The sequence below is a fragment of the Crossiella sp. NPDC003009 genome (assembly GCF_053591555.1).
Map to the genome: position 1 here is coordinate 32855 of NZ_JBSFUA010000008.1, position 21050 is coordinate 53904.

Genomic DNA, 21050 nt, shown 5'->3' on the forward strand with positions numbered 1-21050 from the left:
GGACCCCGTTTCGCTTGTGCGCCTTGGTCAACCGCCGCCGGTCGGCTCGACCGGATCGATGGTGATGCCGCCGGTGGGCGGCGGTTCCGTCTCACCGGGCGGCGGCTCGGTGGTGCCGGTGGGCGGCGGCACCACGCCGGTGCTCACCCACAGCGTGATCGTCTCCCCCGGCAGCGCGGCGCCGCGCGGGTTCTGCCCGATCACGGTGCCCTTGGGCTGGGCCCCGTTGCGGTTCTGGGTGGTCACCTTGTACCCGGCGGACTGGAGCTTCGAGGTGGCCTCGTTGACCATCATGCCCACCACGTTGGGCACCTTGGCCTCGTCGCCGCCGTTGAGGTAGCGCGGATCCGCGCCGGGCAGCTGCTGCACCGGCTGGTCGCCGTGGATGGCGGCCATCGCGTCGAACCAGGTCGGCGCGGACACCGAGGAGCCGAAGATGCCGCCGTTGGTGTTGCCGCCGCAGAGCCGGGGCGGGTTGCCCTTGCAGATCACCTGCGGCCGGTTGCCGTCGTTGAAGGTCAGCACCGCGCCCGCGTACTGCGGGGTGGCGCCGACGAACCCGGCGGACTTGTGGTCCTGGGTGGTGCCGGTCTTGCCCAGCATCGGCCGGTTCCACTCCTTGGGCCGCGCGCCGGCCGCGGTGCCACCGGGCAGGTCGTCCTTGCTCAGCCCCTGCACCATGCCATTGGCCAGGCCCTCCGGCACCGCCTGCTCACACGGGGCCTCGTTGAGCTGGAGCGACTTGCCGTTGCGGTCCAGCACCTGCTCGATCGGGCTCGGCGGGCACCACACGCCGCCGCTGATCATCGTCGCGGACACGTTGGCCAGCTCCAGCGTGCTCACCGCGGCCGGGCCGAGGGTGAACGCGCCCTTGTTGTTGCGCCAGTAGTCCGACTGCGAGCGGTTCAGATCGTCCCGTTTGGACTTGGTGTCCGGCTTCACCCCGGCCACGTTGAGCTGCATGGTCTCCCGCAGCCCCAGCCTGCTGGCCATGTCGACCACCGGGCCCATGCCCACCCGCTCCTCCAGGATGACGAACCCGGTGTTTGGCGAGGTGGCCAGCGCGGTCTGCAGGGTCATCTGGGGCGGGTAGCTGTCCCCGGCGTTGCTCAGGCAGTACCAGCGCTCACCGCCACCGGCCGGCGGGCAGCGGGTGGCGCCGCCCTTGAACACCTTGGAGGTGTAGGAGGTCGGGGTGTCGATGGTGTTGTTGATGCCCATGCCGCGCTCCAGCGCCGCGGCCGCGGTGAAGATCTTGTAGATCGAGCCCGCGCCGAACTTGTTCGCCGCCGCGCTGGGCAGCGCGTAGGTGGTCTGCCCCTTGTCCTGGTCCAGGCCGTAGTCCCGGTTGGCCACCAGGGCCAGCACCTTGTGCTTGTCCTTGCCCGGCTGCACCACGGCCATCGTGTTGGCCACCCCGTTGGCGTCCTTGGGCACCCGGCCCTGCACTGCCTTCTTCGAGGCCTGGGTGACCCTGGGGTCCAGGGTGGTCTTGATGGTGAAACCGCCGCGCTTCAACGTGTCCTCGGAGTACCCGACCTTGCTCAGGTAGTCGATGACGTACTTGCAGAAGAACCCGTTGTCCGGGCCGGCGCCGATGCAGCCGTAGGGCGGGTTGCGGAAGTCCGGGCTGGTGCCCAGCGGCTCCTTCTTGGCCGTCTCGGCCACGTCCACCGGGATCCGGCCCTGCCGCCCCATCTCGCCGATCACCAGGTTCCGCCTGGTCAGCGCGGCCTCGGGGTTGCGCTTGGGGTTCAGGCCGCTGGGCTCGTTGACCATGCCGGCCAGCAGCGCGGCCTGGGCGATGGTGAGCTTGTCCGGGGTGGTGTCGAAGTAGGTCTTGGCCGCCGCGGCCACCCCGTAGGTGTTAGCGCCGAAGGGCACGATGTTGAGGTACCTGGTGAGGATCTCGTCCTTGGTGAGCTTGCGCTCCAGCTGCAGCGCGATGCGCATCTCGCGCAGCTTGCGGGCCGGGGTCTGCTCCTGCGCCTTGGCCTGCTCGACCTTGTTCGTGGCCACCACGTGCATCAGGTAGTTCTTCACGTACTGCTGGGTAAGGGTCGAGCCGCCCTGGGCGACCTTGCCCTCCACCGTGTTGGTCACCAGCGCGCGCATCGCGCCGCGCCAGTCCACGCCCTCGTGGTCGTAGAAGCGCTGGTCCTCAATGGACACGATCGCGGCCTTCATGGTGTCCGCGATCTTCTCCGGCCCGGCGAGCACCCGGTACTGGTCGAACAGGTAGGCGATCTGGTTGCCCTGGGCGTCGAGCACGGTGGTCAGCAGCGGCGGGTCCTTCTGGACCAGATCTGAGGAGATGCTGTCGACTGTGTCACTAGCCCGGTTGGAGACCACCCCCAGCGCGCCCACCGCAGGAAACAACATGCCGGCGAGTAGCACTCCAGCCAGCACACATAGCCCCAACAACTTGACCAAAGCCGCCCGCACGCCCACGCGGGACAGCGTACGCTTCACCCATTTTGGTGACCCGATTCACACACTTTCGAGTGCTCGGATGTAACGGGTAGGCAAACCCGTCTTGGACCTGGAACCAGAACCCTCTACAGTCCGTCAACGTCGAACGACAGCACACCGGCGGGTGCGCCACTCCCGTGGCACACCTCATGCGGACCTCGGAGCTGGGGAGCACCGAGCGTAGTCGCGACGACGCGTAGGAGCTGGGGGAACATGGAGTTCAACCAGGGGGACTGGCGAGTGCGGGCCTCGTGCAGGGATGAGGACCCGGACCAGCTTTTCGTCCGAGGTGCAGAGCAGCGCAAGGCCAAGCTCGTGTGCATGGGGTGCCCCGTGCGGACGGAATGCCTGGCCGAGGCGCTGGACAGTCGAATCGAGTTCGGTGTCTGGGGTGGCATGACCGAGCGGGAGCGCCGTGCTCTGCTCCGCCGCCGTCCGGACGTCGTGTCCTGGGCGGAGCTGCTGGAGTCCGCCCGCCGCAAACACCTTGACTTCGACGAGGTCGAGGAAGCCGACTACCGCGTGGGCCTGCCCGGCTGATCGTCTCCCGGTTCGCCGGTCACCGACCCTCCAGTCACCGACCGGCCAGCCGGGCGCCGATCTCACGCAGTCCGTCGATGTCGTGCACATCGGCCGGCAGCGCGGGCACCCCGATCATCGCCACGCCCGGGTGAGCCTTGGTGAAGCGAGCGAGCAGCCTTCGCTCACGCTCCGCTACGGCCACCCGGTCCGCGTGCAACCGCAGCACGGCCGCGGCCAGCGGCGCCGAACCGGCGCGTTCGAGGTCCTCGGCCGCGGCGAGCGCGCGCGAGCTGGGCAGGTCGGCGAACACCGGGTGGGTCCGGTTGGCGACCAGCCCGGCCAGCGGCATGCCCTCACCGGCGAGGCGGTCCACGAAGTAGGAGGCCTCGCGCAGCGCGTCCGGCTCCGGCGCGGCCACCACCAGGAACGCGGTGCCCGGCGAGCGGAGCAGCTCGTAGGTGGCCTGCGCGCGCTGCCGGAAGCCCCCGAACATGCTGTCGAAGGCCTGCACGAACGCCGAGGCGTCGTTGAGCAGCTGCCCGCCGATGATCGTCGAGATCACCTTGGTGAACAGCCCGAAGCCCGCGCCGACCAGCCGCCGGATGCCCCGCCCGCCGGCGCGGGCCGGTGCGGACAGCATTCGGATGATCTTGCCGTCGAGCACCGTGGACAGCCGCTGCGGCGCGTCCAGGAAGTCCAGCGCGGACCGGCTCGGCGGGGTGTCCACCACCACCAGGTCCCACTCGCCGGTGTGCGCCAGCTGCCCCAGCTTCTCCATCGCCATGTACTCCTGGGTGCCGGAGAACGAGGAGGAAATGGTCTGGTAGAAGGGATTGCGCAGGATCTGCTCGGCCCGGTCCGGCCCGGCGTGGGAGAGCACCATCTCGTCGAAGGTGCGCCGCATGTCCAGCATCATCGCGTGCAGCGAGCCCTCCGTCCCTTCCGGACGGTCCACCACGGTCACCTCGCGCGGGTGGTTGCCCAGCTCGGTCAGGCCGAGGGACTGGGCCAGCCTGCGCGCCGGGTCGATGGTGAGCACCACGGTGCGGCGGCCGCGCTCGGCCGCGCGCAGGGCCAGCGCCGCCGCGGTGGTGGTCTTGCCGACCCCGCCGGAGCCGCAGCACACCACCACCTTGGTCTGCGCGTCGTCCAGCAGGTCGTCGATGTCCAGCAACGGCGGACGGGCGTTCACCGGACCCCCTGCTCGATCAGCAGCTCGCTCAGCTCGTACAGCCCCGCGGTGTCCACCCCGTCGGTGAGGTCGGGCAGCTCGACCACCGGCAGGTCCACCTCGGCCAGCTGGTTGCGGGCGCTGAGCTCGGCCCGCACCCGGATCGCGTGCTCCACCGTCTCGTCCACCAGACCGTCCACAATGGCCTCGTCCAGGTTCAGGCCGGCCGCGAGCAGTCCCGACTTGATCCGGGCCGCGTCCACCCGGCCACCGGCCGCGGCGCCGACCGAGCGCGCGGGCAGCCGGGGCGGGCGCACCCTGTTCATGATCACCGCGCCGGGCCGGAGGTCGGCGGCGTCCAGCTCGCCGACCGCGTCCATGGTCTCCCGCACCGGCATCTCCTCCAGCAGGGTCACCAGGTGCACCGCGGTGTCCCCGGAGTGCAGCAGCCGGATCACGCCCTCGCTCTGGTTGCGGATCGGACCGACCTTGGCCAGATCGGCCATCGCCCTGGTCACGTCCAGGAACTTGACCACCCGGCCGGTCGGCGGCGCGTCCACCACCACCGCGTCGTACTCGTGCCGCCCGCGCTCGCCGGTGCGGCCGACGCACTCCTTGATCTTGCCGGTGAGCAGCACGTCCCGCAGGCCGGGCGCGAGCGTGGTGGCGAACTCCACCGCGCCCATCCGGCGCAGCGTCCGCCCGGCGAAACCCAGGTTGTAGAACATGGACAGGTACTCCAGCAGCGCCGCCTCGGCGTCCACCGCCAGCGCCCGCACCTCGCCGCCACCGGGCGCGGCCGCGATCCGCTCCTCGGAGTAGGGCAGCGGCGCGTGGTCGAAGACCTGGGCGATGCCCTGCCTGCCCTCCACCTCCACCAGCAGCACCCGCCGCCCGCCGGTGGCCAGCGCGAGCGCCAGCGCGGCGGCGATCGTGGTCTTGCCGGTGCCGCCCTTGCCGGTGACTATGTGCAACCGGGCGCGGCTGAGCTCCTCGGTCCAGGCCATCACAGTGATCAGCCTAGGTCGGCAGGCGCGCGCGTGCGGCTTCTAGCCCGCGAGCATGAGGAAAAGCACGGCGATGGCCTCGGCCGCCACCAGCGCCCAGGCCCAGGTGGAGGGCAGCGCGAAGGCCACCAGCAGGGCCAGCCCGGCGACCACCGCCACCGAAATCAGCCCGGCCTGCACCACGGCCGCGTGCGTGGTCCGCTTCCGGTCCCTGACCTGCGCCATGGCGACCAGGGTGAGGATGAGGCCGCCCACGATGAACAGGACGGTCGCGGTGATGCGCCAAGTCTCCACCTGATCACGGTATCCCGTCAGGCAACAGATCGTCCCGCACTAGGCTCTGCGTCATGACGAAGTGGGAGTACGCCACGGTTCCGCTGCTGACCCACGCGACCAAGCAGATCCTCGACCAGTGGGGCGAGGACGGCTGGGAGCTGGTGTCTGTGCAGCCGGGACCCACCGGTGAGCAGCTGATCGCCTTCCTGAAGCGCCCGAAGGGCAACTGAGCATGGCCGGCTGGAAGCAGCGACTGGTCGAACTGGGCATCGAGCTGCCCGCGGTGGCCGCCCCGGTGGCCGCCTACGTGCCCGCCGTGCGCAGCGGTGCGCACGTCTACACCTCGGGCCAGCTGCCCATCGTGGCCGGCGCGCTGGCCGCGACCGGCAAGGTCGGCGCCGAGGTCAGCCCGGAGGAGGCCAAGCGGCACGCGCGCACCTGCGTGCTCAACGGCCTGGCCGCCATCGACGCGCTGGTCGGGCTGGACTCGATCGCCCAGGTGGTCAAGGTGGTCGGCTACGTGGCCTCCGCGGACGGCTTCACCGGCCAGCCCGCGGTGATCAACGGGGCCTCCGAGCTGCTCGGCGAGGTCTTCGGCGAGGCAGGGGTGCACGCCAGGGCCGCGGTCGGGGTGTCCGAGCTGCCGCTCGGCGCGCCGGTCGAGGTCGAACTGATCGTCGAGATCGCCTGATCCGCTGACCCGCCGCCACACCGGTGGCGGCGGGTCCCACCTCAGCTCGGCAGTGCGGCCAGCGCGTCCACCAGCGCGGACCGCTGCTCCTGGGCCAGTAGCCGGTAGGGCCGGGCGGCCATCCGGTCCGCGCGGGTGTCGATCCGCTGCTTCACCGGGTCCTCGCCGGGCAACGCGGCCGCCTGCGCCGCGCTGAGCCCCTCCGCGCCGGCCGCCGCGGTGTGCGTGTCCACCCGGTGGTAACGCAGCGCGCACAGCCCGTCGACCAGCCGGGCCGGCGCCGTGCGCGCCGAGCGGGCGCCCACCCAGGCGTCGAAGGCCGCGCCGTCGGAGGTGCCGACCGCGCCGCCCACCACCAGCTCCACCAGGGACAGCGCGAGCTCCGGCTCCGGCCACAGCTCGGCCGCGGTCCGGTCCACCACCTCCACCACCTCGCGCAGCATCGCCACGCAGCGCGGCGCGGCCAGCACCGCCCGGCCCTGCCGGCACAGCCAGCCCTGCGCGGCCAGCTCGTCCAGCACCGCCTCCAGGTCCGGCGTCCGCGGGTGCACCGCGTGCGCCACCGGCAGCAGCACCGGCCCGGCCAGCAGCAGGGTGCGCAGCTCCAGCAGCAGCTCCCCGCCGTCGGGCAGCCCGTGCTCGGCGGTCACCGCGGCCCCGCCGCCCTCGGCCGCGGCCTGGTAGATCGCGGTGAGCAGCCGGTTCAGCTGCCGGTGCACCGCCCGCGCGGTGAGCACCGCGTCGGTGGCCTCCCAGGCCCACAGCTGCGGGTCGCCCGGCTCGGCCCCGCCGCCGCGCAGCCGCAGCGCGGTGGCGAAGCAGTGCCGGGCCGCGGCCCACTCGCCCGCGTCGTAGTAGCACTGCCCGGCGTGCTGGAAGATGAAGTGGAAGTGCGTGCCCAGCTCCGGCGTGCGGCTGCCGTCGACCAGGCAGCGGTCGAACTCGGCCATCGCCTCGGCGAAGCGGCCCTGCCACTGGAACACGTGCGCCAGCCTGCTGCGCGCCAGCACCTCCGAGGCGGCCGGGCCGTGCTCCTCGGCCAGCCGCAGCGCGGTGGACAGGTGCCGCTCGGCCAGGTCGAGACGGCGCAGGATGCGCGCGGCCACCCCGATCATGGTGTGGTGCTGGCGGGCCACCGCCGGGTTGCCCGGCACCGGCTGCGCGGCGGCCCGGTCCAGCCAGGCGGTCAGCGCGGCCGGGTCGTCCGAGCGTTCCCACAGGGTTTCCGGGTCGATGTGGTAGGCGAACAGCGGACTCGCCATCGGGTCTGTCGGTTGGGCCGTCACGGTGTCAGGCGACCCACCCGGCGCGGCCGACGATGTCGTCGAGCACCCGTTGCAGGTGCAGTCCCCTGCGCACGTCGCACGGGTGCTCGGTGGCGCCGCAGTCGATCAGCGCCAGGAACTCGTCCAGCAGCGCGGTGAAGCAGTCCTGCGCGCTGAACTCGCCGCTGCCCAGCGCCCGGTGCCCGTGCTGCCCGTAGACCGCGATGTCGACCACGCTGGGCTGGATCGGCAGCCGCAGGGACAGGGTGAGCGTGCTGCTCGCGCCGCCGTCGTGGCCGAGCACCAGGTGGCACAGGTCGTCCTGGCCGCGGTGCGCGGCGATGACCTGCTCGACCGGACCGAGCGCGGCGTCCAGCAGGTCGATGGCGTGCGGGCCGATGTCCAGCACCGCGCCGTCGCTGTGCCGCCACGGCGAGGCCGAGTAGGGGCCGCCGAGCACCGCGCCGGTCAGCCAGCGCACCGAGCCGCCGGTCCAGCCGCCCAGCCGGTGCAGCTCGGCCAGCCAGTTGCGGACCTCGGGGGAGTAGCGCCTGGTGAGCAGCAGCAGCGAGGCCAGCCCGCGCCCGGTCACCTCCTCGGCCAGCCGCTGGGCCTGTTCGACGTTGCCCGCCAACGGCTTCTCCAGGATCAGGTGCTTGCCCGCCCTGGCCGCCTGGAGCGCCAGCTCGCCCTGCACCGCCGGTGGCACCGCGAACGCGACAGCGTCCACAGTGGACAGAAGTTCGTCGAAGGAGTCCGCGATCCGCGCGCCGTGCGGCTCGGCGAGCTCCTTGGCCGCCGCCCGCCGCCGGGCCCACACCGCGGCCAGCCGGGTGCCAGGGTGATCCGCGATTCCTGGCGCGTGCACGGCCCGCGCCCATGGACCCGCGCCGACCAAGCCGATCTTCAGCTGTTCGTCCACGGGCACATCCTGCCGGGTTTCACCGCGAGTCGCGGAACACCCTCACCGGAACTTCGATCCGGCCGCCCTCGGCGAACTCCAGCCGCACCGCCTCCCTGGCCCACCGCACGGTCAGCCCGACGTCGGTCCGCCAGCCCTGGGGCACCTCGACCACGTGCCCGCGCGGCACCTCGTCGCCGTCCCTGCGCCCCAGCCACATTTCGAACGACCGGCCACCGGAGACCAGGGTGCCGACCCGCTTGACCGCCAGCGCGTGGCCCTCGTAGCCCCCGGCGGCGGCCACCGCGGTCGGCGGCGACTGGAGCTGCACCGTGGTGCGCACCGGCAGCAGCAGCGCGAGCGTGACCACCACGGTCAGCACGGTGCCCAGCACCGCACCGGCCAGCACCAGGCTCAGCTTGAGCAGGCAGCCCGCGCCGCGCCACCGCGGCGGGGATGGGACGTTCGGCACACTCACAACCGACATCCTGCACCCCTACTCTGGATCACATGCCGCAGCTGCCAGAGGACATGGTCCTGCCGGAGGGATTTGTGCCGGTGCAGGCTCCCCAGCCGCCGGCCGAGCCCCGTGACTCGGCGACCGTGGCCCTGGTCAGGGACACCGAGGGCGGCCCGGAGGTGTTCCTGCTGCGCCGGGTGCTCGGCATGGCCTTCGCCGGTGGCATGACCGTCTTCCCCGGCGGCGGGGTGGACAAGCGGGACGCGGACACCTCGGTGGCCTGGGCCGGGCCGACCCCGGCCTGGTGGGCGCGCAAGTTCGGCTGTTCCGCCGAGCTGGCGCGGGCGCTGGTGTGCGCGGCGGTCCGGGAGACCTTCGAGGAGGCCGGGGTGCTGCTGGCCGGGCCGAACGCGGACAGCGTGGTCGCCGACGCCACCCCCTACGCAGACGCCCGGCAGGACCTGGTGGAGCGCAAGCTGTCGCTGGCGGAGTTCCTCACCGAGACCGGGCTGGTGCTGCGCGCCGACCTGCTGCGGCCGCTGGGCAACTGGGTCACCCCGCCGGAGGAGCCGCGCCGCTACGACACCCGGTTCTTCCTGGCCGCGCTGCCCACCGGCCAGCGCGCCGACGGCACCACCACCGAGGCCGACCACGCCGCCTGGCAGCGCCCCGAGGACGCCATCGCCGACTGGGCCGCCGGGCGCAGCGGCCTGATGCCGCCGACCTGGGTGACCCTGTCCCAGCTGGCCGAGCACCGCAGCGTGCGCGAGCTGCTGGCCGTCGAGCGCGCCATCACCAAGATCACGCCCAGGGTGGTGCGCCGCAACGGGAACCTGCACGTGGCGCTGCCCGGCGACGCCGACTACCCGGAGGCATCGTGACCCACCCGGCTTACGGCACGCTGCGCCAGGTCACCGCGAACGCGGCCGTGCTGCTCGCGCCCAACCCGAACGTGATGACCCTGGACGGCACCAACACCTGGCTGCTGCGCGCCCCCGGCACCGCCGAGTGCGTGGTGGTCGACCCCGGCCCACTCGACGAGGACCACCTGACCAAAGTGGCCGCGCACGGGCCGGTCTCGCAGGTGATCATCACCCACCACCACGGCGACCACACCGACGGCGCGGCCCGCTTCGCCGAGCTGACCGGCGCGCCCACCCACGCGGTCACCCCCGCGCACCGGCACAACGGCGGCGGCGACCTGGTGGACGGCCAGCTCATCGAGGCCGCGGGTCTGCGCCTGCGGATCTGGGCCACCCCCGGCCACACCGCCGACTCGGTCTGCGTGCTCGTCGAGGACGACGGCGCCATGCTCACCGGCGATACCGTCCTGGGCCGGGGCACCACCATCGTGGCCCACCCGGACGGCCAGCTCGGCCCGTACCTGGACACCCTGCGCCGCCTGATCACCCTGCCCGCGGGCACCAGGGCGCTGCCCGCGCACGGCCCGGAGCTACCCGACCTGGCGCAGGTCGCCAGCTACTACCTGACCCACCGCGAACAGCGCCTGGACCAGGTCCGCCAGGCCCTGGCCACCCTCGGCCAGGACGCCTCCGCCCGCGCCGTGGTCGAGCTGGTCTACGCCGATGTCGACCAGTCGCTGTGGCCGGCCGCCGAGTGGTCGGTGCTGGCCCAGCTGGCCTACCTGCGCGGTTAGTTCGGCTGCCGCAGCGGCACCACCAGGTACCGCAGCCGCACCGCCCCCGGCGGCGTCACGTGGCTGAACATGGTGCCCCTGATGCCGGGCTGGATGTCGATCCGCACCTCGTCCGCGCCGAACCAGCGCAAGGTCTCCAGCAGGTACTTCGCCTGGTAGCCGCGGCTGACCCGGTTGCCGTGCAGCCCGGCCTTGATCGTCTCCTCGGCCTCCCCGGCCTGCGGGTCGCTGCCACGCACCCGCAGTTCGCCGTCCCCGGTCTCCAGGGTCACCGCGCCCCGCGCCCCGGCATACGGCGCGACCCGGCGCACCGCCCCGGCCAGCGCGGCCCCGTCCAGGGTGAGCGAGCACTCGACGTCGCTGGGGAACAGCTTGTCCTCATCCGGCAGCACACTGGCCAGCACCGCGGTGGTAACCGTGGCCGAGTCCCAGGTCAGCGCGGCCCGGTCGGCATCGGCGTGCACCGTCACCCGCTCGGCGGTGCGCGCCTGCTTGGCCACCTCGGTGAACAGCGCGGCCGGGATCAGCACGTCCAGGTCCTCATCCACCGCGATCCAGGGCAGATCGGCCGCCGCCATCCGGTACCGGTCGGTTGCCACCGCCACCAGCCGCCCGGCCTTCGCGCGCAGCCGCACCCCGGTGAACACCGGCAGCGCGTCGTCCCGGCTGGCCGCCGAGGCCACCGGCAGCACCGCCGCGTGCAGGTCCGCCCCGCGCACACTGCCCGCCGCGGCGGGCGGCGCGGGCACGCCAGGATGGCTGTCCGCGGCCAGCAGCGGCAGCGCGAACCGGCCGCCGGGCGTGCGGATGGCCAGCCTGCTGCCCTCCACCACCAGCCGCACATCGGGCGAGTCCAGCGCGGCCAGCGTCTCGGCCAGCGGCTTCGCCGGCACCAGCACCTGCCCGTCGGTGTGCGCCACGGCCTCGGCGTGCAGCCGCACCCCGCGCTCCCGGTCGGTGCCGGCCAGCGTCACGCCGGTGGCGTCCGCGGTCAGCAACAGCCCGGCCAGCACCGGGTCGAGGGTGCGGCCGGGCAGCAGCCGGGACAGGTCGGCGGTGGCGGCGGCCAGCGCGGCGGTGGTCGCGGTCAGGTCCAGGGACATGCGCGCACGCTATGCCCCGGCACCGACACTTTTGGGCGAGCACGCAGAGTGATCAACTTATTACACTGGCCCGCATGGGGGAGGAGAGTCAGCCGGGGCGGAAGAAGCGCGAACCGGCGATCACGGTGGCCATCCTGACCACGGCGGGGGCGCTGCTGGGCACGATCATCACCACCGGCGGCGGCCTGCTGACCGGCCTGCTCAAGCCGGGTGGCGAGACGGTCAAGACGGAGACGGTCTACCTCACGCCGAGCGGGACCGCGGTGGCGAACGCGGGCGGGTCCCGCGGCCAGCAGGGCGAGCTGAGCCTGTTGGAGCTGGAACCGCTCAGCAGCGGGCCCTTCACCAAGGAACCGGCCAAGGTCTCCGGTCAGGTGGTCGGCGAGGCGCTCAGCCAGAACTACGTGCAGTCGGGCGTGCTGTACGTGCAGCACTACCAGGCGCCGGCGGACTACCGCGGCTTCCACGCGCAGCTGGCCGTCGACGACCGCAGTGACCACGAGGGCCCGGTCCTGTTCGAGCTGCTGGATGAGGCGGGCAAGCCGGTGACCGGCAAGCGGGTGGCCAAGGGCCGGACCGAGGAGATCACCGCGCCGGTCGCGCCGGGCAAGAAGTTCTCCCTGCACGTCTCCGCGCAGACCGGGGGAGCCCAGGTGGCCTGGCTCCGCCCGGTGCTGCGCAGGTGACTCAGCGGGTGACGGCGACCTCGGCCGGGACCGCGCAGTCCGCGGGCGAGACCGAGGGCAGCGCGTCCCGCACGGTGCGCCGCCGCAGCCACACGCCACCGGCCAGCAGCAGACCGGCCACGGTCGCCGCGGCGAAGGCCAGCGGCGGGCCGGAGAGCTCGATCAGCTGGCCGCTGACCGACTGACCGGCGGCCAGGCCCAGCGTCACCGAGGTGATCACCCAGCCGAAGGCCTCGGTGGAGCTGCCCGCGGGGGCGACCTCGTCCACCGCCAGGGAGTGCGCGGTGGCCTGCGGGGTGATCAGGGTGCCGACCACCAGCAGCGCGATGGCCAGCCCGGCCAGCGAGGTCTGCCAGACCAGCAGCAGGATCAGCAGCGAGAACGCGCCGAGCAGCACCGGCAGCCGCAGGTACATCGGCCGCGGCACCGGGCGCAGGCCGTAGAGCACGCCGGCGACCACCGAGCTGACCGACCACAGGCTCAGCAGCATGCCGCCCACCGAGCTGGGGTGACCGGCCGCGGTGACCGCCGCCGGGACCGCGATCTCGACGAAACCGATGGTCACGCCGAAGCCGAAGGCGGCCAGCGCCACCGTGCGCATGCCGGGGTTGAGCACGCCGAACAGGCCGGTGCCGGCCCGGGGCTCGGTGTTCTGACGCCAGGCCCGCACGGCCGGGGTGAGCGCGAAGCCGACCGCGCCGATGACCATCGAGCCCGCGCCGATCACCACGCCGGTGCCCGCCCACGGCAGCGCCATGAGCAGACCGGCGATGGCCGGGCCGAGGATGAAGAAGACCTCCATGCTGATCGCCTCGTAGGAGTAGGCGGCCTGCCGGGCCGGGCCCGGCGGCAGCAGCCTGCTCCACAGGCTCCGCGAGGAGGAGCTGACCGAGGGCTGGCTCACGCCGAGCGCGAGCGCGATCGGCATCAGCAGCCACACCGGCGCGCCCGCCTCCACCGCGGTCACGCCCATGGTGGTGAACAGGGCGAGCAGCGCGGCCGCGATGAGCAGCGGGCGGGTCGGGCCGAACCGGTCGACCAGGCGGCCCTGGACCACCGAGCCGATCGCGGCGCCGGTCAGCGCGGAGGCGGAGACCAGGCCGGCCGCGGCGAAGGAGCCGGTGGCCTGCCGGACGTAGAGCATGAGCGCCAGCCCGACCATCGCGACCGGGAGGCGCCCGAGCAGCGCGGCCAGCACCGGGAGGCGGGCTGCCGGGGTGCTCAGGGCCGCGCGGTAGGACGCGAAAGACACAGACTGGGACATGTGTACCAGTCTGTCAGCTCTGGTACGCGGGTACCAGTTATTTTCCGGTGCGGTTGGTCACGACACGCTGAGTCACGATGTTGTAACGAACGTCCGGGTTTCGGGTGAATCCACGCAACTCCGGCAGGGACTTCGCCGTCCTTGAGGGTGACAGCGCTTGAACAAAACTGCTGGAAGACGCACTGTTGGCGCTGTGCCCGTCATAACAGGGCTGCTCAGGCATCTAACAGGCACATGCTTCACAATCGAACTTGAAAAAGTTCCCTCGGTGACCGGTTCGGGGCCGGGCCAAGGGACCGCGTGGCTGGTCGGGGGATTGGCCACGCACCAAAAGGAGGCTGGCGCGCCGCGTCGGGGGCGGCGTCCAGCCTCCTCTTGTGTCTTGCGTTCTCTGAAGTGCTACCGCGCCCGGCGCGCCATCCGCTCCGGGTCCAGGATCAGCACGCTCTTGCCCTCCAGCCGCAACCAGCCACGGTGGGCGAAGTCGGCCAGCGCCTTGTTCACGGTCTCCCGTGAGGCGCCGACGAACTGCGCGATCTCCTCCTGTGTCAGGTCGTGGGTGACCCGCAACAGGCCACCCTCCTGGCTGCCGAAACGCTGCGCGAACTGCAACAACGCCTTGGCAACCCGGCCGGGCACATCGGTGAAGATCAGGTCGGCCAGCATGTTGTTCGTCCGGCGCAGCCTTCTGGCCAGCACCCGGAGCAGCTGCTCCGCGATCTCTGGCCGTTTGTTGATCCACTCGCGGAGCGCAGGCCGATCCATGGTCAGCGCACGCACCTCGGTCACCGTGGTGGCCGTGGAAGTCCTCGGTCCCGGATCGAAGATGGACATCTCGCCGAACATGTCGGAAGGCCCCATGATGGCCAGCAGGTTCTCCCTGCCGTCCGGCGACTTGCGCCCGAGCTTCACCTTTCCCGACTGCAGGATGTACAGCCGGTCGCCGGGCTCTCCTTCCGCGAAGATCACATGGCTGCGCGGGAAGTCCACAGCCTCCAAAGAACTGGCCAGCGCCTCAGCGGCAGCCTGATCCACGCCCTGGAAGATGCCCGCGCGGGCCAGGGTCTCGTCCACCTCGTCCCTCCTGTCGAGACGCGACGGTCACATGTTCTCGCCGAAGCCACTGGAGCGGGCCACGACGACGTGCCGCCGATCACTCCGAGCAGTCTAGGACGTCATCCGGCTAGGGTCGGCTACGGACACGGCGTGGCCGTCGCTGGGCCCCCCGTCCGCCGAGTCTCCGGAGCCGGAAAAGTTCCAGCGCCCGGCCGATGCCGTGCCCGTACAGGGCACGCACCTCATCCGGACGGGCCTTCTCCAGAAACTCCTCGACCTCGTCCTCTTGCACGGCAACATGCCGCAGCCGGTCTTCCACGCGCTCCATGAACAGCGCGAAGAACATCACCATCAGCGGAACGACGAGTACAAACCAGGCAGCCATGATGAGCCGATAGTGGCCCATACACCCTCCGTAAGCGTCACCGGGGTCCCCCACGGACGTAAACACCTTCGTGTGCAGTCCGTAGGCTGATGGGGTGGCAGCAGAGGTTTCCCGGCTGGCGTTGGTGCGACGAGTGCGGCGCATGGTGCGGGCGCTCGCCGAGGGGTATCCGGACGCGCACTGCGAGCTCGACTTCACCAACCCGCTGGAACTGGCCGTGGCCACCATCCTGTCCGCCCAGTGCACGGACAAGCGGGTGAACGAGGTCACGCCCGCCCTGTTCGCCAAGTACCGCACCGCGGCGGACTACGCGGGCGCGGACCGCGCGGAGCTGGAGGAGTACATCCGGCCCACCGGCTTCTTCCGCAACAAGGCCGCCTCGATCATGGGTCTGGGCGCCGCGCTGGTGGAGAAACACGCTGGTCAGGTGCCCAAGCGGCTGGTCGACCTCGTTCAGCTGCCCGGGGTGGGCCGCAAGACCGCCAACGTCATCCTGGGCAACGCCTTCGGGGTGCCCGGCATCACCGTGGACACCCACTTCGGCCGGCTGGTGCGCCGCTGGGGCTGGACCACCGAGACTGATCCGGTGAAGGTCGAGAAGATCATCGGCGAGCTGGTCCCGCGCAAGGAGTGGACCATGCTCTCGCACTGGATCATCTTCCACGGCCGCCGCGTCTGCCACGCCCGCAAACCCGCCTGCGGGGCCTGCTTCCTGGCCAAGGAGTGCCCTTCCTACGGCGAGGGCGAGCTGGACCCGGTCAAGGCCGCCGAGCTGGTCAAGGGCCCGGAGGCGCCGCACCTGCTGGCCCTGGCCGAGCGGGAGCGGGCGCCGCGCCGGAAGGCTGGTGCCGCTCGGTGATCCCCCGGGTGCGGTGGTTCGTGCTGATCGTGGTGCTGGCGGTGGCCGCGGTCATCGCGCTGTGGCCCCGAAACCCCGAGGTCCCGCCGGCAGGCGCCGAGCGGACCACGGCGGCCGAGCCCGACCTGGCCCCGCTGCGGGCCAAGGCCCAGCTCGCGCCCTGCCCACAGCCCGGACCCACCGACGGCGTGGTCGCGCAGCTCTCCGGCGTCCGGGTGCCCTGCCTGGGCCAGGAGGGCGTCACCGACCTCGGCCACGCCCTCAGCGGCAAGGCCACCCTGGTCAACGTGTGGGCCACCTGGTGCACCCCGTGCCGCGACGAACTGCCCGTGCTGGCCGAGTACGCGGCAGGCGAGGGCGCGGTGCCGGTGCTCGGGCTGCAGATGCGCAACGACGGCCGGGCCGCCGGGCTGGAGCTGCTGGCCGCGCTCAACGTCCGGCTGCCCTCGGTGGCCGACGCGGACGGGACCGCGGCCGCCGCGCTCAAGCTGCCGCCGGTGCTGCCGGCCACCTACCTGGTGCGCCCGGACGGCGAGATCCGCAGAATCACCGACCCGCTGCTGTTCACCTCGGCCGAGCAGGTGCGCAAGGCGGTCGCCGACAACCTGGGGGGCGCGTGAGTACCCACGGACCACTTGTCGACCCGGCCGAGCTGCCCGACTGGCTCGCCCCGCTGGTCAAGACCACCGCGGAGATCGACCACTCGGCGTTCACCCGGTTCAACCCCAAGGCCGGCCCGGACGTGCGCAAGGCCGCGGTGCTGATCCTGCTCGGCGAGGAACACCCCGGCGCGGGCCCCGACGTGCTGCTCATCCGCCGCGCGGACGGCCTCAACTCCCACCCCGGCCAGGTCAGCTTCCCCGGCGGCGCGGTCGACCCCACCGACGCCGATGTGGTCGAGGCGGCGCTGCGCGAGGCCCAGGAGGAGGCCGGGGTGCTGCCGGAGAGCGTGCGCCCGGTCGCGCTGCTGCCCGAGCTCTACATCACGCCCAGCGGGTTCATGGTCACCTCGGTGCTCGGGCACTGGGAGAAGCCCGGCCCGGTCGCCCCGGTGGACTTCGGCGAGACCGCCGCGGTGGCCAGGGTGCCCATCGCCTACCTGGCCGACCCGGCCAACCGGTTCCGGGTCCGGCACTCCTCCGGCTGGCTCGGCCCCGCCTTCGCCGTGCCGGGCATGCTGGTCTGGGGTTTCACCGCCGGACTGCTCGCCGGGGTCATCAAGCTGGCCGGCTGGGAGCAACCGTGGGACGAGAAGGACGTCAGAGACCTTGAGGCGTCCTGGCGGGCCGTCGAGCAGCTGGCAGGCGAGGAGAGCGCGTGAACTGGGTCGACCTCCTGGTGCTGCTGCTGGCACTCGTCGCGGCGCTGTCCGGGGCCAGGCAGGGCGTGATCATCGCCGCGCCCGCGATCCTGGGCGCGCTCGGCGGGGCGCTGCTCGGCCTGGTGCTGGCGCCGATCGTGGTCGCCCAGTTCACCAACGTCACCGTGCGGGTGGTGGTGCTGGTCGCGGTGATCGTGCTGCTCGCGGTGCTCGGCGAGACCCTGGGCGTGCTGATCGGGCGGCCACTGCGGGAGAAGATCCACCAGTCCCGGATCGTCTGGCTGGACAACACCCTGGGCGCGATCACCCAGGGCGCGGTGGTCTTCGTGGTGGCCTGGCTGCTCGCGGTGCCGCTGACCTCGGTGGCCGGCCTGCCCGGCCTGTCCTCGGCGGTCAAGGGCTCGGCCGTGCTGGGCACCGTGGACGAGGTGATGCCGCAGGCGGGCAAGGACCTCTCCGGCGAGCTGCGGCGGCTGCTCAACGTCTCCGGCTTCCCGACCATGCTCGACCCGTTCAGCACCACCCCGCGCACCGACGTCGGCCCCGCGGACGCCGCGCTGGGCAACAGCCCGGTGGCCAAGCAGGTCCAGGCCAGCGTGCTCAAGGTCAGGGCGCAGGCCTCGTCCTGCTCCAGGGCGCTGGAGGGCACCGGGTTCGTGGTCGCCCGCGGCCGGGTGATGACCAACGCGCACGTGGTCGCCGGCGCGGACACGGTGGCCGTGGAGGTCGGGCGCGGGCAGTTCGACGCCACCGTGGTGCACTACGACCCGCAGACCGACCTGGCCGTGCTGGACGTGCCCGACCTGACCGCCGCGCCGCTGCCCTTCGCCCCCGCCGACGCCAAGTCCGGCCAGGACGGCATCGTGCTCGGCTACCCGCTGGACGGCCCGTACACCGCCACCGCGGCCCGCGTGCGGGACCGCATCCAGCTGCGCGGCCCGGACATCTACGAGTCCCGCACCGTGACCAGGGACGTCTACACCGTGCGCGGCACCGTGCGCAGCGGCAACTCCGGCGGCCCGCTGGTCGACCCGCAGGGCCGGGTGCTCGGCGTGGTCTTCGGCGCGGCCGTGGACGACCAGGAGACCGGGTTCGTGCTCACCGCGGACGAGGTCGCCGACGAGGTCAAGAACGCGCCGAGCATGACCCGGCGGGTCTCCACCGGGGCCTGCGCGCGCTGATCAGGCGCTCTGCTGCTGCTCCTCCGCGCCGCCACCGCGGCGGGGGAGCAGCTGCGAGGTGTCCTTGAGCGTCTCGATGGTCCGCTTGGGGCCGCGGATGGTGCGCACCCTGCGGTAGCCGAGGAAGCCGAACAGGCCCGCGGTGACCAGCATCAGCACGAACACGATGCCGAACCCGCCCCAGCGCGGCAACCACACCGACAGCAGCTCGCCAAGGGTGAAGAACAGGAAGAACAGGCTGAAGGCGAGCACGGCCAGGGCGAGGATGAAGTACACGCTGCCCTTGACGCCCTTCTTCACCTCCGCGCCCAGCTCGGTCTTGGCGAGCTCCAGCTCGCTGCGGATCAGTGTCGACAGGTGTGTGGTCGCCTCGCGGACCAAGCCGCCGATCGACTGCTCACCTGGCGCGGACTCGAAGTCCGACAGCGGGATGGACGGGACGGGCGGCAGCCCGGCGCCGTCGGGGCTGCTGCCGCTGGCGTTGTGCTGGGCGCGGGTCACGCCCGACATGTTGCCATGCACCCGCTCAGTCCACAGTTTCCGTGTCCCGGTGTGCCTTGCTCCGGCGCACCAGCATCAGCGCGGCCAGCAGTGCGGCCGCCGCGGAGGCCACCAGCACCGCGGCCTTGGCCACCTCGGCCTCGGCCGGTGGCAGCGCCAGCTCGGCGATGAGCAGGCTCACGGTGAACCCGACCCCGCCGAGCATGGCCACCGCGGCCATGTCCCGCCAGGTCAGCTCGTCCGGCTTGCTGGCCAGCTTCAGCTTCACCGCCACGTAGGTGAAGCCGAAGATGCCCAGCAGCTTGCCCACCAGCAGACCGGCGATCACCGCCAGCGCGATCGGGTCCTGGGTGAGCATCCGCAGCGCGTCCGCACCGATCGGCACCCCGGCGGCGAACAGCGCGAACACCGGCACCGCCAGCCCGGCCGACCAGGGCTGCAACCGGTGCTCCAGCCGCAGCGCGGGCGCCTCCCGCTCGTACGGGTCGGGCCGGACCCTGGTGAGCAGGCCCAGCACCACCCCGGCGATGGTGGCGTGGATGCCGGAGGCGTGCACCGCGTACCAGGTGAGCAGGCCGATCGGCACGTACAGCCAGGAGCTGCGGATCCGCTTGTGCTGCAAGAAGGCGTACAGCGCGCAGAGCAGCAGGGCCGCGCCGAAGGCGAGCAGGTCGAACTTGGCGGTGAACCCGATCGCGATCACCGCGATGGCGCCGAGGTCGTCCACCACGGCCAGGCTGAGCAGGAAGATCCGCGCGCTGCTGGGCATGCCGGAGCCGGTCAGCGCGAGCACGCCGAGGGCGAAGGCGATGTCGGTGGCCACCGGGATCGCCCAGGCCGAGTCCGCGCCGGGCGAACCGGCCGAGACCGCCAGCGCGATCATGGCGGGCACCAGCATGCCGCCCATCGCTGCGATCACCGGCAGCAGCGCCGAGCGGAGGTCGGCCAGCTCGCCCACCACCAGTTCGCGCTTGAGCTCAAGGCCGACCACGAAGAAGAACAGCGCGAGCAGCCCGTCCTTGGCCCACTCGCCCACGGTCAGGTTCAGGTGCAGCGACTCGGGGCCGAGCTCGAAGTCGCGCAGCGCCCGGAAGGACTCGCCCCACGGCGAGTTGACCCACAGCAGGGCGATCGCGGTGGCGGCCAGCAGCACAAAACCACCGACGGTCTCGATGCGCAGGTAGCGGGCGAACTCGGCGGCGGCGGCCTTGGGGCGGGGCAGGCGAGCAAGCACGGGCGGCTCCAGAGGGGTCGACTAAGACTGTCGCCGACCAGACTTCCCGGCACACCCTGATGGAATCTTAACGCCACGACCGGGCGAAACATAGGTGCTTAGCACAACGAAGTGACCCAAAGCACCAGGACAGCGCCGGTGCGGCCTGCCTAGGGTCGGGACGTGCCACCGAAGGAGTCCGAGCGCCCGCAGCCCCTGCGGCTGATCTTCATCGGCCTGGCCGCCGGGGTGCTCGCCGGGCTGTTCGGGGTCGGCGGCGGCATGGTGATCGTGCCCGCGCTGACCGCGCTGTGCGGCCGGGACCAGCGGCAGGCCGTGGGCACCTCGGTGATGGCCATCGGCCCGCTGGCCATCTCCGGCACGGTCGGCTACCTGGCCGCGGGCGAGGTGGACGTCTTCGTCGCGGTGCCGCTGGCGCTGGGCACCATGATCGGCGCCTGGCTGGGCGCGGCGCTGCTGGACCGCTTCCCGCTGGCCCTGCTGCGCTGGCTGTACGCGGTGCTCGCGCTGGCCACCGCGATCCGCTTCCTCACCGGCCCCGGCATCGCCGCCGGCCAGGTCGAGCACGACCTGCTCGCGCTGTCCCTGCTCATCCCGATCGGCGTGCCCATCGGCGTGCTGGCCGGGCTGACCGGCATCGGCGGCAGCACCGCGATGGTGCCGGTGATGCAGCTGGGCTACGGCCTCGGCTCGGCCATGGCCAAGGGCACCTCGCTGCTGGTGGTGCTGCCCTCCTCGGTGCTGGGCGCCTGGCGCAACCTGCGCAACGGCAACGGCTCGCCGCGCGACGCCGGTTGGATCGGCGGCGCGGGCATGGCCACCGCGGTCGCCACCAGCTTCGTCTCGGTGGCACTTGATCCCAGAATGTCCGATTTGCTCTTCGGCGGGCTGTTGGTGCTGGTTTCGATTCGGACAGTTTGGCCGGATATCCGGCGGATGTGCACTCGTTCGGGCTAGCCTGCGCGGCTGACGGATTTGATGGAACGGATGGGCGGTCCGCTGCGTCGACTCCTTCGACCGGGCGAGCGAGTGACTGGG

The 21050-nt window shown here is 72.2% G+C and carries 24 protein-coding genes; 11 read left to right on the top strand and 13 right to left on the bottom strand.

Annotated elements, in window-relative coordinates:
* Positions 1 to 27: 27 nt before the first annotated feature.
* Positions 28 to 2382 (bottom strand): transglycosylase domain-containing protein, encoded by a 2355-nt coding sequence (locus tag ACWDY5_RS11255; protein WP_449722111.1) that lies wholly within the window; start codon positions 2380 to 2382, stop codon positions 28 to 30.
* Between the two features lie 303 nt (positions 2383 to 2685).
* On the opposite strand from ACWDY5_RS11255, the gene ACWDY5_RS11260 reads away from it, so the two are divergent.
* Positions 2686 to 3012, top strand: a complete 327-nt coding sequence (locus ACWDY5_RS11260) for a WhiB family transcriptional regulator (protein WP_252486264.1) — start codon at positions 2686 to 2688, stop codon at positions 3010 to 3012.
* Positions 3013 to 3046: 34 nt separating this feature from the next.
* On the opposite strand, the gene ACWDY5_RS11265 is transcribed toward ACWDY5_RS11260, so the two are convergent.
* From ACWDY5_RS11265 to ACWDY5_RS11275, 3 genes are read right to left on the bottom strand one after another with little or no spacing between them, the layout of a single operon-like run.
* Positions 3047 to 4186, bottom strand: a complete 1140-nt coding sequence (locus tag ACWDY5_RS11265) for an ArsA family ATPase (RefSeq protein ID WP_449722112.1) — start codon at positions 4184 to 4186, stop codon at positions 3047 to 3049.
* Positions 4183 to 5172: an ArsA-related P-loop ATPase gene (locus tag ACWDY5_RS11270; RefSeq protein WP_449722292.1), complete on the bottom strand. Its 990-nt coding sequence runs from the start codon at positions 5170 to 5172 to the stop codon at positions 4183 to 4185. Before ACWDY5_RS11270 ends, ACWDY5_RS11265 begins: the two co-directional genes overlap by 4 nt.
* A 42-nt stretch (positions 5173 to 5214) precedes the next feature.
* Positions 5215 to 5466 carry a hypothetical protein gene (locus tag ACWDY5_RS11275; protein ID WP_283662549.1) on the bottom strand — a complete coding sequence of 84 codons (252 nt, stop codon included), beginning with the start codon at positions 5464 to 5466 and terminating at the stop codon, positions 5215 to 5217.
* A 53-nt stretch (positions 5467 to 5519) separates the two neighbouring features.
* Here ACWDY5_RS11275 and ACWDY5_RS11280 point away from each other — a divergent pair, with 53 nt between their 5' ends.
* A complete protein-coding gene (locus ACWDY5_RS11280) occupies positions 5520 to 5678 on the top strand; it encodes a DUF4177 domain-containing protein (protein ID WP_185001230.1) in 159 nt (52 codons plus the stop codon).
* Positions 5679 to 5680: 2 nt separating this feature from the next.
* Positions 5681 to 6139 (top strand): RidA family protein, encoded by a 459-nt coding sequence (locus ACWDY5_RS11285; RefSeq protein ID WP_449722113.1) that lies wholly within the window; start codon positions 5681 to 5683, stop codon positions 6137 to 6139.
* 41 nt (positions 6140 to 6180) lie between these two features.
* Here ACWDY5_RS11285 and ACWDY5_RS11290 read toward each other — a convergent pair whose 3' ends face one another.
* Genes ACWDY5_RS11290 through ACWDY5_RS11300 form a run of 3 tightly spaced genes read right to left on the bottom strand, consistent with a single transcriptional unit; the run spans position 6181 to position 8783 of the window.
* On the bottom strand, positions 6181 to 7401 hold the full coding sequence (locus ACWDY5_RS11290; protein ID WP_449722114.1) for a hypothetical protein: 1221 nt from the start codon (positions 7399 to 7401) through the stop codon (positions 6181 to 6183).
* Positions 7402 to 7429: 28 nt separating this feature from the next.
* Positions 7430 to 8326, bottom strand: a complete 897-nt coding sequence (locus tag ACWDY5_RS11295; RefSeq protein WP_449722115.1) for a Gfo/Idh/MocA family protein — start codon at positions 8324 to 8326, stop codon at positions 7430 to 7432.
* Between the two features lie 19 nt (positions 8327 to 8345).
* Positions 8346 to 8783: a hypothetical protein gene (locus tag ACWDY5_RS11300; protein ID WP_449722116.1), complete on the bottom strand. Its 438-nt coding sequence runs from the start codon at positions 8781 to 8783 to the stop codon at positions 8346 to 8348.
* 32 nt (positions 8784 to 8815) lie between these two features.
* Between ACWDY5_RS11300 and ACWDY5_RS11305 the strand changes: the two genes are divergently transcribed.
* Together ACWDY5_RS11305 and ACWDY5_RS11310 are read left to right on the top strand one after the other, a co-directional pair.
* Positions 8816 to 9646 carry an NUDIX hydrolase gene (locus ACWDY5_RS11305; RefSeq protein ID WP_449722117.1) on the top strand — a complete coding sequence of 277 codons (831 nt, stop codon included), beginning with the start codon at positions 8816 to 8818 and terminating at the stop codon, positions 9644 to 9646.
* Positions 9643 to 10422 carry an MBL fold metallo-hydrolase gene (locus tag ACWDY5_RS11310; protein ID WP_449722118.1) on the top strand — a complete coding sequence of 260 codons (780 nt, stop codon included), beginning with the start codon at positions 9643 to 9645 and terminating at the stop codon, positions 10420 to 10422. Before ACWDY5_RS11305 ends, ACWDY5_RS11310 begins: the two co-directional genes overlap by 4 nt.
* Here ACWDY5_RS11310 and dnaN read toward each other — a convergent pair.
* Entirely contained in the window at positions 10419 to 11525 is a 1107-nt protein-coding gene (gene dnaN / locus ACWDY5_RS11315; RefSeq protein ID WP_449722119.1) for a DNA polymerase III subunit beta, read from the bottom strand. The two genes, ACWDY5_RS11310 and dnaN, sit on opposite strands and share 4 nt — an antisense overlap.
* A gap of 74 nt (positions 11526 to 11599) precedes the next feature.
* On the opposite strand from dnaN, the gene ACWDY5_RS11320 reads away from it, so the two are divergent.
* A complete protein-coding gene (locus ACWDY5_RS11320; RefSeq protein ID WP_449722120.1) occupies positions 11600 to 12211 on the top strand; it encodes a hypothetical protein in 612 nt (203 codons plus the stop codon).
* Between the two features lies 1 nt (position 12212).
* Here the strand turns inward: ACWDY5_RS11320 and ACWDY5_RS11325 are convergent, their stop codons facing one another.
* From ACWDY5_RS11325 to ACWDY5_RS11335, 3 genes are all read right to left on the bottom strand, one after another.
* Entirely contained in the window at positions 12213 to 13475 is a 1263-nt protein-coding gene (locus tag ACWDY5_RS11325; protein WP_449722121.1) for an MFS transporter, read from the bottom strand.
* Between the two features lie 399 nt (positions 13476 to 13874).
* On the bottom strand, positions 13875 to 14549 hold the full coding sequence (locus ACWDY5_RS11330; RefSeq protein WP_252486275.1) for a Crp/Fnr family transcriptional regulator: 675 nt from the start codon (positions 14547 to 14549) through the stop codon (positions 13875 to 13877).
* Between the two features lie 109 nt (positions 14550 to 14658).
* Positions 14659 to 14916 (bottom strand): hypothetical protein, encoded by a 258-nt coding sequence (locus ACWDY5_RS11335; RefSeq protein ID WP_252486297.1) that lies wholly within the window; start codon positions 14914 to 14916, stop codon positions 14659 to 14661.
* 142 nt (positions 14917 to 15058) lie between these two features.
* Between ACWDY5_RS11335 and nth the strand changes: the two genes are divergently transcribed.
* Genes nth through ACWDY5_RS11355 form a run of 4 tightly spaced genes read left to right on the top strand, consistent with a single transcriptional unit; the run spans position 15059 to position 18277 of the window.
* Entirely contained in the window at positions 15059 to 15775 is a 717-nt protein-coding gene (gene nth, locus ACWDY5_RS11340; RefSeq protein ID WP_449722293.1) for an endonuclease III, read from the top strand.
* Positions 15772 to 16395, top strand: coding sequence for a TlpA family protein disulfide reductase (locus ACWDY5_RS11345; protein ID WP_449722122.1), 624 nt, complete (start codon positions 15772 to 15774; stop codon positions 16393 to 16395). Before nth ends, ACWDY5_RS11345 begins: the two co-directional genes overlap by 4 nt.
* Positions 16392 to 17096 carry an NUDIX hydrolase gene (locus ACWDY5_RS11350; RefSeq protein WP_449722123.1) on the top strand — a complete coding sequence of 235 codons (705 nt, stop codon included), beginning with the start codon at positions 16392 to 16394 and terminating at the stop codon, positions 17094 to 17096. The genes ACWDY5_RS11345 and ACWDY5_RS11350 overlap by 4 nt, the downstream gene beginning before the upstream one ends.
* Entirely contained in the window at positions 17093 to 18277 is a 1185-nt protein-coding gene (locus ACWDY5_RS11355; RefSeq protein WP_449722124.1) for a MarP family serine protease, read from the top strand. Before ACWDY5_RS11350 ends, ACWDY5_RS11355 begins: the two co-directional genes overlap by 4 nt.
* On the opposite strand, the gene ACWDY5_RS11360 is transcribed toward ACWDY5_RS11355, so the two are convergent.
* Positions 18278 to 18787, bottom strand: a complete 510-nt coding sequence (locus ACWDY5_RS11360) for a phage holin family protein (protein ID WP_449722294.1) — start codon at positions 18785 to 18787, stop codon at positions 18278 to 18280.
* Between the two features lie 16 nt (positions 18788 to 18803).
* Positions 18804 to 20012: a Na+/H+ antiporter NhaA gene (gene nhaA, locus ACWDY5_RS11365; RefSeq protein ID WP_449722125.1), complete on the bottom strand. Its 1209-nt coding sequence runs from the start codon at positions 20010 to 20012 to the stop codon at positions 18804 to 18806.
* Between the two features lie 162 nt (positions 20013 to 20174).
* Between nhaA and ACWDY5_RS11370 the strand changes: the two genes are divergently transcribed.
* Positions 20175 to 20969, top strand: coding sequence for a sulfite exporter TauE/SafE family protein (locus ACWDY5_RS11370; RefSeq protein WP_449722126.1), 795 nt, complete (start codon positions 20175 to 20177; stop codon positions 20967 to 20969).
* Positions 20970 to 21050 lie beyond the last annotated feature (81 nt).